A 9,938-nucleotide genomic window follows, 5' to 3' on the forward strand; every position below is an offset into this window, starting at 1 on the left:
TATTCGGCTGCATACGGCCGGGGCGAGAATCAATGCGGATACTGCTGGTGGAAGACGACAAGGTGCTGGCCGACGCGCTCTCGCGCGCGCTGGTGCAGTCCGCCCACGCGGTGGACATCGTCTCCACCGGCGAAGAGGCCGACCATGCGCTCGCGCTCGGCATCTACGACCTGGCGATCCTGGACATCGGGCTGCCCAAGCTCAGCGGGCTCGATGTGCTGCGGCGGCTGCGCGCCCGCAAGTCCACCATGCCGGTGCTGATGCTGACCGCCTTCGACACCCTGCAGGACCGCGTGCGCGGGCTCGATCTGGGCGCCGACGACTACCTGGCCAAGCCCTTCGACCTGCCGGAACTGGAAGCACGCGTGCGCGCGCTGCTGCGCCGCAGCACCAATTCCACGCCGTATCTCGAGCACGGCCTGCTGCGCTTCGATACGGTGGGCCGCCGCGTGTTCTACGACAAGAAGCCGCTCGACCTGTCGCCGCGCGAGCTCGCCGTGCTGGAACTGCTGATGATGCGCGAGGGGCGCGTGGTGGGGAAGGAGCAGATGGTCAACCATCTCTACGGATGGGGCGACGAGGTCGGCGACAACGCGATCGAGGTCAACGTCTACCGCTTGCGCAAGAAGCTCGAGCCGCTCGGATGCGAGATCCGCACCGTGCGCGGCATGGGCTACCTGATGGACCGCGGCGATGCGCAAACCTGAGCCCAGGCTGCAGCGCAAGCTGCTGGCCTGGCTGCTCGGTCCGCTGGCCGTGCTGCTGGTGCTGGACACCGGCGCCGCCTACTGGAACTCGCTGCGCTTTTCCAACCTGGCCTACGACCGCGCGCTGTACGAGATCGGGCGCGAGATCGTGCTGCACGTGAAGCTCGACGGCCTGCAGCCGCGGCTCGACCTGTCCGAGGCCGCGGGCAACATCCTGCTGCTCGACCAGGAGGACCTGCTCTTCTACCGCGTTGCCAGCGAGGACGGCAAGGCACTGGGCGGCGATGCGGAAATGCCGCCGCCGCGCCCCGGCGACCCCGCCACGCCGCGCTTCTACCGCGACACGGTGCGCGGCGAGCCGGTGCGCATGCTGGTGGCCTGGATGCCCATCGGCGGCAATCCCGAGGCGCCGATGGTGCGGGTGCAGGTGGCCGAAACCCTGCACAAGCGCACCCATCTTGCGTGGGAGATGCTGGCCAACGTGGTGGTGCCGCAGCTGCTGCTGATCGTGATGGCCACGGCGGTGGTCTGGTTCGGCATCTCGCGCGGGCTCGAGCCGCTGCAGCGGCTGCGCCGCGCGGTGTCGGACCGCTCGCACCTGGACCTGAGCCCGATCGACATCCACGACGTGCCGGGCGAGGTGCGGCCCCTGGTGGACGAGGTCAACGAGCTGATGGCGCGGCTCGGTCGCACCTTCGATTTCCAGAACCGCTTCGTGGCCGACGCTGCGCACCAGCTGAAGACGCCGGTGAGCGGCCTGAAGGCCCAGATCGAGCTGGCGCTGCGCGAGAGCGACCCCGAGCGCGTGCGCCATTCGCTCGCGCAGCTCTACATCAGCGCCGACCGGCTCTCGCGGCTGGTGCGCCAGCTGCTTTCGCTCGCGCGCAACGAGCCCGGCGCGCTCGACGCCATGCAGCTGCAGCCGCTCGACCTGAATGCCTACGCGCTGGAGGTCAGCATGGACTGGGTGCCGCAGGCGCTCAAGCGCGACATCGACCTGGGCTTCGAGGGCGCCGAGCATCCGCTGGTGATCAACGCCGACCGCGACCGGCTGCGCGAGCTGATCAACAACCTGATCGACAACGCGGTGCGCTACAGCCAGGCGGGCGGCCGCGTGACCGTGCAGGTGGGCCCCGGCGACGGCGACCAGTGCCGCCTGGCCATCAGCGACGACGGCCCCAGCGTGCCGGTGGAGGAGCGCGCGCGCATCTTCGAGCGCTTCCACCGCCTGCTCGGCACGCAGGAGGACGGCAGCGGCCTGGGCCTGGCCATCGTCAGCGAGATCGCCACGCTGCACGGCGCGCGCATCACGCTGGAGGAAGACATCGACGGCGTGGGCAACACCTTCAGCGTCTTCTTCCCGCTGCGCACGGCCTGAGCAGTGCCGCTCAGGCCGCCTTTGTAAGCTGGCTGACAGCTGGCGGACATGTGGCTGACAGCCTGCCGGCAGAAAGGTGACAGCGCAGGCCCGTAGCCTCGAACCCGTCGGAACCGCCGTGGTTCCGCGTCCACTTCGAGGAGACAATCCCCATGTCGTTTTTGACCAGTCCGGATTTCTGGATTGCCCTGTCGCAGATCATCCTGATCAACATCGTCCTGAGCGGCGACAACGCCGTCGTCATCGCGATGGCCTCGCGCTCGCTGCCGCCGGCCCAGCAGAAGAAGGCGATCCTGTTCGGCAGCATGGGCGCCATCGTGCTGCGCGTGGTGCTGACCTTCTTTGCGGTCTACCTGCTGACGCTGCCCTACCTCAAGCTGGTGGGCGCCGCGCTGCTGTTCTGGATCGGCATCGGCCTGCTCAAGGGCGACGACGGCGAAGAGAACCTGGAAGGCCATTCGAGCCTGGCCGCGGCCATCAAGACCATCGTGGTCGCCGACCTGGTCATGAGCCTGGACAACGTCGTCGGCGTTGCAGCCGCGGCCAAGGGCAATGTTCCGCTGCTGGTGTTCGGCCTCGTGATCAGCATTCCGCTGATCATCTTCGGCAGCACGCTGATCCTCAAGCTGATGGACCGCTTCCCGATCATCATCACGCTCGGCGCCGCCTTGCTGGGCTGGGTGGCCGGCGAAATGGCGATGTCGGATCCTTCGATTGCCGGCTGGGCCGCCAGCCAGCATGCGCTGCACACGATCGTGCCCGCGATCGGCGCCATCTCCGTCGTGGCGATCGGCAAGTGGCTGACCAGCCGGCAACAGCAGCCGGAACCCGCCAACCAGTCGGCCTGAAGCAGGTGTCGGCGTGAGACGGCGCATTCTGGTCCCCATCGACCCGACCGAGCCGGCCCGCACGCGCTCGGCCATCGAGCAGGTCGTGCGCATCTGCCAGCAGGAGTCGGCGGCCGTGCGGCTCTTGCGGGTGCAACCCGTGGTCTCCGGCCACGTCGCGATGTTCTTCGACCCGCAGGAGCTGCGAGAACTGCAGCAGAGCGCGGGCGCCGAGGAACTGCAGTTCGCGCAGAACCTGCTCGCGATGTCGGGCGTGTCCTGCAGCAGCACCGTGGCGATCGGCCGCAGCGCCGAGACCATCGTTGCGGCGGCGCGCGACTTCGGCTGCGACCGCATCGTCTTCGGCCGCGACGAGCCCAGCCTCGCGGGGCGCATCTTCGGCTCGCTCGCGCAGCAGGTGCGCCAGCTGCTCGGTGCGAGCGGCGACCTGCAGGTCATCGGCTCCTGACGCGGCGACGGCGCCGGCAAGCGCCCCGCCGTCACGTCAGGATGCGTCTTTCTTCGCCATCCTCGTCCAGCGCAGGTCGGTGTGCCGGCCGGCGTATTCGCGGTCGATCTCGTCGATCAGGACATCGGCATTCTTCGGATCCACCGCCGCCAGGATCGCATCGATCTTGGCCTCCATGCTGTCGTCGTCTTCCTGGGACTGCGGCGAGCCAACATAGAGCAGGAAGGCCAGCCTGTCGATCTGGCAGAGCAGCTGCAGGAACTCCGGCTGCCAGTTCTCCAGCGTGTCCCTCTTTGATACCAGTCCCGGCAAAGTGAACCCGGACCGCCCCTTTGATAAAGTCGTTGTCGGCAGCGATCACGAAGGCGCTGCGTTTGATGAAGAGCAGCAGGCGGATCGATTTGAGCGTCGAAATCGCAGTCTTTGGCAAGCAACGGTCGAGGTCACTGGCACATCGCCCACGATCGTCACGCGTCGCATCACTCGGGTCCTCGGGCGATGGGCGGAGGAGGCTCTGACGGCTGTCGGTCGGCCCTGGGTGGTGCAGGAGGGTTCCGGCGTCGAGGTGCTGAAGGCCTCCGTGCTGGCGGGACTGGCGGCGGGGGTTTCCAAGAAGCGACGATTCGGCCTCTGGCGGACGTGCGGGTGTTAACGCCCGAGGAAGGCTTCCCGAAATGCCTTCGTCCGAGATGTGGCTGGCGCGGGCGAACCGTGAGTTGCCAAGAGCGGCCAAGTGCCTGTACAGGTTTCTGGTGGAGCCGCTACCTCCGTGGGTCGCTGAATGGCCCATCGCTCGGTCGCGCGGTTCACGACCTGTGCGACTCGAAATCTGAGGCGAAATCAAGCGTTGGCAACTTGGACGTTCTCGCCACCTTCGCTGCTGTGAGCTGATCTGGCTTTCGGTTCGTAGCAGATCTGGATGGGGCGCCGCGCGGCCACTAAAGCTTGCTTAGAGCTTGGAGGGTGACAGCGGCTGGCATCGAGGCGTTTTTTCCCTGAGCGGATTTTTTCCCCCCTGCCTCTACCAACGCCGAACCGCTGTCGGGAGGCAGTGTGCGCGACGGGGGCGAAGTCGACGTGAAGTCTGTGCGAGAGTTCTGTGAAGCGATACTTTCCGTCTTGTTGTAGGCCACTCTCCGTCCAGTGCGGCAATTACGTGCGCGCTGTGCAGGGTGCTTTAGCACCGCGCCTGGCCAACCTGCGGTAATAGGGTGTTTACGTGTCTTTGATTCTCGTAGGTTGGCGTATATGCGGCACCGCGTGGTCCTCCTCCAAGCGAAGGAGGGGATGCACGCACGCTGGGTACATGACCCGCAGAGCAATTGCGCTGAACGCCAAGCGTCCGCTTTAGCCTGCTAGGGCGTGAGCTCGTCAACGACAGCGTGCAGCAGCTTTATCGCCGGCTCACCGGCTGATGCAGCTCGGTAGACAAGCGCGACCGGCACCCGAGAGGGCGTCATCTCGACGCCAACAACCGCAATCCGCCCCAAGCGCTGTTCTGCCGTGGCCATGGCCCGTGGCACTGCGGCCAGCCCCGCTCCGGCTGCCACCAGTTGCACGTTGGTGGCTGGATTGTTCGAGACGATGCACGGTGCCGGTACTGGGACACCCGCCCGCAGAAACTGGCTCTCAAGCGCCTGACGGCTCAGCAGCGCCGGCTCCGGCATGATCCATTGGGCAGCCACAAGCGCGTCCCATCCGACGCGTCTTTTTCTTGCCAAGGGATGCGTGGGCGGGGCGATCACCACGTACTCGTGCTCGGCGCAACGTTTGTAGACCAGACGCGTCGCTCGCTTGGCGGCAAACGCTGCTTGATTGAACGAGGTCAACAGGGCATCGAGTTCTCCCTGCAACAGGGCCTCGAACAGCTGCGGTACGGCCTGCTCGCGCAGCCGAACGACAACGCGTTCACTGCGAGCCTGCAGCAATGCCAGCACAGCGGGCAATGCACCGCCAGCCGCCACGGCGGGTGGTGCGCCGAGATGCAACACCGCAACGGGTTCTTCGCTCGAGGCGTGTGCCGCTTCGCTCAGATGCCCGAGCGCCGCCAGCAGCGTTGCCGCGCCCTGCACGATCACCTCGCCGCGTGTCGTGGGCGCCAAGCCGCGAGCGCCGCGCCGGAACAACGGAAACCCGAAGGCCTCTTCGACCTCCTTGAGCGTCTTGCTCAACGCGGGCTGAGACAGATGCAGCGTGGCGGCGGCCTTGCTCAGGGTGCCGCAGCGGTGCAGTTCCACCAGCAACCGCAGATGCCGGAAGCGCAGGCGTGACACCAGGCTGTCGAGTTCGTCTTGCATGGCAAGCCATTCCATTAAGTTATGACTAGTTGAAAATATATCACTGTTCTCATAAGTGCCATGCGACCTATGCTGTGTCAACGGCGCTCGCCCGCGCCAACAATGGAGACAGGCCTGATGAGACGATGTTCTGCCGCGCTGCTTGCCACCTTCCTGGCGCTGCCTGCGATGAGTGCAACCGCAGCCGATTTCCCGACGGGCGGCAAAGCAATCCGCCTCGTCGTGGGTCTTGCCCCAGGCGGACCGACAGACCAGCAGGCGCGCTTCCTGGCCGAGCAGCTGCGCAAGGAACTGGGTACCACGGTGGTCGTTGAGAACCGCCCTGGCGCGAGCATGAACATGGCCACTGCGGAAGTCGCCCGCGCCGCGGCGGACGGCTACACGCTGCTCTACAGCCCCTTGAGTCCCTTCGCCCAGAATCCGCACTCGTTCGCCAAGCTGCCATTCGATCCGTTCAAGGACTTCACGCCGCTGTCGCTTGCCAGCGTCGGTCCGCTCGTGCTGGTCGCCCACAAGTCAGTGCCGGCGGAGAATCTGAAGGAACTCGTGGCCTATGCCCGGGCCAACCCCGGCAAGCTGAACTACGCCTCGTTCGGCAAGGGCAGTTCATCGCACCTCTTCGGCCAGTGGATGGCCAGGCACTACGGCCTCGACATGGTGCACATTCCCTACAAGGGAGCCGGTGACGTGCAGAAGGATCTGGTCGGCGGGCGCGTGCAGATCATGTTCGCCGCGGCAGGCGGTGCCCTGCAGTTCGTGCGAACCGGCAACGTCAGAATGATCGGCGTCGCGGCGCCACAGCGCTCGCGGCTGCTGCCTGGCGTGCCGACACTGGTGGAGCAAGGTGGCACGGGCCTGGACATCGACGGCTGGGTCGGCGTCTTTGCGCCAGCCAACCTGCCGCCACCCATCACGGCACGCCTGAATGCGGCGCTTGTCAAGGTGCTTGCGACACCCGAACTGAAGCGTGAGTTCGAGAAAGGCGGGTATGAGGCGGCCTCCTCGACGCCCTCGGAATTTGCGGCGATGGTCCGTGAAGCATACGAACGCTGGGGAAAGATCGCTGCATCCTTGGGTGTGCAGAAGGAGTGATTCGCATGGATGAAGAGGTCGATGCGCTGACCCGTACCCTGGCGGCTGACATGGTTCGACACGCTGCTTTCGGAGACAAGATCTCGGGGGGGGCCGGCGACGCGGCGACCGCGCAGTGGATCGCGGGCCGCCTCGCCGCGTCGGGCTATGACATTGAGCATCAGGGCATCGATGTGCCTTTCTTCGATCCGATCGATTGCCGCCTGGTCGCGGGCGAGGCCGCGGCGCCGGTGTACTGGCAGTCGCCCGTCACTGCAACCGGTATGCAGGGCCTGCGTGCACCGTTGGCGGTGGTGCGCGCGCCGTATGAGGCGATGGATGCAGCCGGCCGTATTGCGCTGCTGGTCTTGCCGCATGCGCGCCATGCCTCGGTCGATTCACCTCTCGTTGCGCCCCTGATTGCGGCTGCGTCGGCAGCGGGCGCTGTCGCTCTGGTCATCGTGCCGGTCGGCCCAACCGGCGAGGTGGTGGCATTGAACGCCGGTTTCGGGGCACCCGTCGCACCGGTGCCCGTCGCGGTTCTCGCGCCGGCGCTTGCCGAACCATTCCTGCGCGCAGCGCGCAGCGGATTGCCCGCCACGCTGTTTTTGCACGGTCAGACGAGCGTGCGGCAGACCTCGAATCTGCAAGCCACGCTGCGGCGGGGCCCGCGATGGCTGTGCCTGTCCACGCCACGCACCGGCTGGTTCGGCTGCGTTGCCGAGCGCGGCACGGGAACGGCGACATTTCTGGCGATGGCGGCGTGGGCCGTCGAGCGCTTTCCAGACCTCTCCCTGTTCCTGCTGAATACAGGGGCGCACGAGTACCGGTTTGCCGGCGCGCACCGCGCACTGGCACAAGCCCCCGCGCCCGCCGACACCTTGGCATGGGTTCATCTGGGCGCCGCGCTCGCGGTGCGCGACCGGCTCGAATTCCGTGGCGAGTTCTTCGATCTTCCTTCGGCCGACGCGAACCGCATGACGATGGCGACCGAATCGCTGCAAGACGCCGCGCGTGCGGCCTTTCGCGGCCTTCCCGGGTTGGAGCGAATCATGACACCGATGTCTGGCGTCAGCGAGCTTGGCGCGATCGTCGAGCGCGGCTACGGCCGCGCAATGGCGGTATTGGGCATACCGCGAGCTTTTCACACGCGCGCAGACGACCTTGGCGAGGTCGATGCCCGTCTGCTGGCACCGGTCGTCCGCGCGCACATGGCGGTGGTGGAAACCGTCCATCGCCAGACCAGCCGGGCTTCGGAGGGCGTTGCATGATGCGTGCGCAGCGCTGCCTGTCGCAGCCACTGATCCATGCGGGACTCGACGCCTCGCTCGGCCACAACATCAATGGCCCGTCGCTGATTCGGGTGCCCGATTGGCTGCCCAACCCGCTCGGGCGCTACTACCTGTATTTCGCGCACCATCAGGGCCGACACATCCGGCTCGCCTATGCCGATGATCTGCTGGGCCCGTGGACCGTCCACGCGCCGGGCGTATTGCCGGTTGCAGATTCGCATTGCTCCGATCACGTGGCCTCGCCCGATGTGCATGTGGATCACGCTGCGCGAAAGATACGCATGTACTTTCACGGTGTGGCGTTCGCCGCAGGCCAGACGGACGGTCACGAAACGCAGTTCGGGGAAGCCGCGCGCTGGATCGGCAATCAACGCAGCAAGCTGGCCATTTCAGATGACGGCCTGCATTTTTCGGCCCAACCACAGGTGCTGGGAGCCTCCTACTTCCGCGTGTTCGAGTGGCAAGGGCGCCAGCATGCGCTGGCAATGCCCGGCGCGTTCTATCGCATGGACGAACACGGCGGCTTCGAGCTTGGCCCGGTGCCGTTCGAGCCCAGCTTCCGGCATTGCGCAGTACGTGTGAATGGCCCGCTGCTGCACGTCTATTTCACGCGAGTGGCCGACACGCCGGAGCGCATCCTTCACACCATCGTCGATCTCAGGCCCGACTGGACCGCCTGGAGGCACGGGGATGTCACTACGCTGTTGCAGCCTGAATTGGCCTGGGAGGGCGCTGCAATGCCTGACGCGCCATCACGCCGCGGCCCTGTCTTCGAGTTAGTGCGGCAGTTGCGTGATCCTGCGGTGTTCGTCGAAGAAGGCAAGGAATATTTGTTGTATGCCGCGGGCGGCGAGCGGGCTATAGGCTTGGCTCAGTTGCAATATGCGGGCATGCCTTTTCGATAGCATCCGTTTCTCGTGAGTCGTGACCAAGGAGGACGGGCCGCCACCGATCACTGGGTGTTTACGTGCCTGTGGTTATCGCGCGCTGCTCGGGAACTCGTCAACAGCGTGGCAGTGCTCCTCGCTGCTCGCCAAAGAAAACCGTCGTAGTGCCACCTTCTCGTGAGTTGAGTGCATGTATCAGTCCAACGATAGGCCGGGAGGTCGGCGAACTCGTGTCTTGCTTGCTTTCATCTCTGTGCGCTGCCGGATTTGAAGCCTGTGCGACCCCTGCCGGGGGGGAACCGTGTTGGCTGGGCGAAGACAAATTCCCAAGGTAACACCGTAAAGTCGAACTACCGCCTTGCGGCGGCCGCGGCCAATCAGAGACGGTGCCGTGCAAACGGGCCATTGTCGAACGTTGAGGGGCGATGTTATGAAATACGACATGGTCAAGGTCGAAGAGGCGCTCCTGGCGTTGCTCGGCGTCTTCGAGTTCGAGAACGGACGCGTATGGAAGCGATATGACTTCGCAACCATGGACGGTCTACACGAAAAAGGGCTCATCACAGAGGCCCGCGGCAGGCAGGAGTCGGTCTACCTGACGGACGAGGGGCTGCGCCGCGCCAAGGAGCTCGCGGCCAAACACTTCGGGACCAAGGGGGCGGCGCCTGCGCGCTAATAGCTGCGGCAGAATGCGGCCGAGGCCGTGTGGAAACGGCTTTGACTAGCGAGTATGCCGAACCCGCGCCCATGTGGGCGTCCTCGGCGCACCGAGTCATCCGGTGGTCCCGTTGCACAAACGCGCGGGTGTTTCGGTCGAGCGTGGCTGCGCAAGCCGCAAAGGGCACTTGAAGAGGCTCACGCCCCCACCAGCCTGACCGCCTTCATCGTTCTGGCAATACCGAGGATCGCGATCACCCGCTTCAGGTTGTATGCCAACACGTGCAGGCTCATTTCGGTGCTCACGTGCGGCAGCGTCTTGGTGAGGAAGTGGGTTGAGCCCATCCAGTACT

Annotated in this window: 11 protein-coding genes and 1 pseudogene; 9 read left to right on the forward strand and 3 right to left on the reverse strand. The window is 65.7% G+C overall.

The genetic code is table 11. The features are described from left to right. Positions 1-32 precede the first annotated feature (32 nt). The 4 genes from FB547_RS32545 (at position 33) to FB547_RS32560 (ending at position 3,381) form a co-directional block, all read left to right on the forward strand. Positions 33-707 (forward strand): response regulator transcription factor, encoded by a 675-nt coding sequence (locus tag FB547_RS32545; RefSeq protein WP_015866311.1) that lies wholly within the window; start codon positions 33-35, stop codon positions 705-707. Beyond that, entirely contained in the window at positions 694-2,085 is a 1,392-nt protein-coding gene (locus FB547_RS32550; protein ID WP_145747720.1) for a sensor histidine kinase, read from the forward strand. The genes FB547_RS32545 and FB547_RS32550 overlap by 14 nt, the downstream gene beginning before the upstream one ends. Before the next feature lie 152 nt (positions 2,086-2,237). Then, complete coding sequence (locus tag FB547_RS32555; RefSeq protein WP_015866313.1) at positions 2,238-2,933, forward strand: TerC family protein; 696 nt, start codon at positions 2,238-2,240, stop codon at positions 2,931-2,933. A 13-nt stretch (positions 2,934-2,946) separates the two neighbouring features. After that, positions 2,947-3,381 carry a universal stress protein gene (locus FB547_RS32560; RefSeq protein WP_145747721.1) on the forward strand — a complete coding sequence of 145 codons (435 nt, stop codon included), beginning with the start codon at positions 2,947-2,949 and terminating at the stop codon, positions 3,379-3,381. A 31-nt stretch (positions 3,382-3,412) separates the two neighbouring features. On the opposite strand, the gene FB547_RS33890 is transcribed toward FB547_RS32560, so the two are convergent. After that, a complete protein-coding gene (locus tag FB547_RS33890) occupies positions 3,413-3,778 on the reverse strand; it encodes a KAP family NTPase (RefSeq protein WP_261380477.1) in 366 nt (121 codons plus the stop codon). Here FB547_RS33890 and FB547_RS33895 point away from each other — a divergent pair. Beyond that, a complete protein-coding gene (locus FB547_RS33895; protein ID WP_261380478.1) occupies positions 3,665-4,033 on the forward strand; it encodes a hypothetical protein in 369 nt (122 codons plus the stop codon). The two genes, FB547_RS33890 and FB547_RS33895, sit on opposite strands and share 114 nt — an antisense overlap. A 703-nt stretch (positions 4,034-4,736) precedes the next feature. On the opposite strand, the gene FB547_RS32580 is transcribed toward FB547_RS33895, so the two are convergent. After that, entirely contained in the window at positions 4,737-5,678 is a 942-nt protein-coding gene (locus FB547_RS32580; protein WP_186454323.1) for a LysR family transcriptional regulator, read from the reverse strand. A 117-nt stretch (positions 5,679-5,795) separates the two neighbouring features. On the opposite strand from FB547_RS32580, the gene FB547_RS32585 reads away from it, so the two are divergent. The 4 genes from FB547_RS32585 (at position 5,796) to FB547_RS32605 (ending at position 9,604) form a co-directional block, all read left to right on the forward strand. Next, on the forward strand, positions 5,796-6,770 hold the full coding sequence (locus FB547_RS32585) for a Bug family tripartite tricarboxylate transporter substrate binding protein (protein WP_261380475.1): 975 nt from the start codon (positions 5,796-5,798) through the stop codon (positions 6,768-6,770). Between the two features lie 5 nt (positions 6,771-6,775). After that, positions 6,776-8,020 carry a hypothetical protein gene (locus FB547_RS33455; RefSeq protein WP_186454324.1) on the forward strand — a complete coding sequence of 415 codons (1,245 nt, stop codon included), beginning with the start codon at positions 6,776-6,778 and terminating at the stop codon, positions 8,018-8,020. Beyond that, the gene (locus FB547_RS32600) at positions 8,017-8,946 is read left to right on the forward strand and encodes a hypothetical protein (protein ID WP_145747725.1); all 930 of its coding nucleotides are present in this window, start codon (positions 8,017-8,019) and stop codon (positions 8,944-8,946) included. Before FB547_RS33455 ends, FB547_RS32600 begins: the two co-directional genes overlap by 4 nt. Before the next feature lie 424 nt (positions 8,947-9,370). After that, positions 9,371-9,604 carry a DUF6429 family protein gene (locus tag FB547_RS32605; protein ID WP_261380476.1) on the forward strand — a complete coding sequence of 78 codons (234 nt, stop codon included), beginning with the start codon at positions 9,371-9,373 and terminating at the stop codon, positions 9,602-9,604. A gap of 179 nt (positions 9,605-9,783) precedes the next feature. Here FB547_RS32605 and FB547_RS32610 read toward each other — a convergent pair. Continuing rightward, positions 9,784-9,938 (reverse strand): annotated as a pseudogene (locus FB547_RS32610) (IS5/IS1182 family transposase); the annotation flags it as partial.

The sequence above is a fragment of the Variovorax beijingensis genome (assembly GCF_007828835.1).
In the GTDB taxonomy this organism is placed as follows: domain Bacteria; phylum Pseudomonadota; class Gammaproteobacteria; order Burkholderiales; family Burkholderiaceae_C; genus Variovorax; species Variovorax beijingensis_A.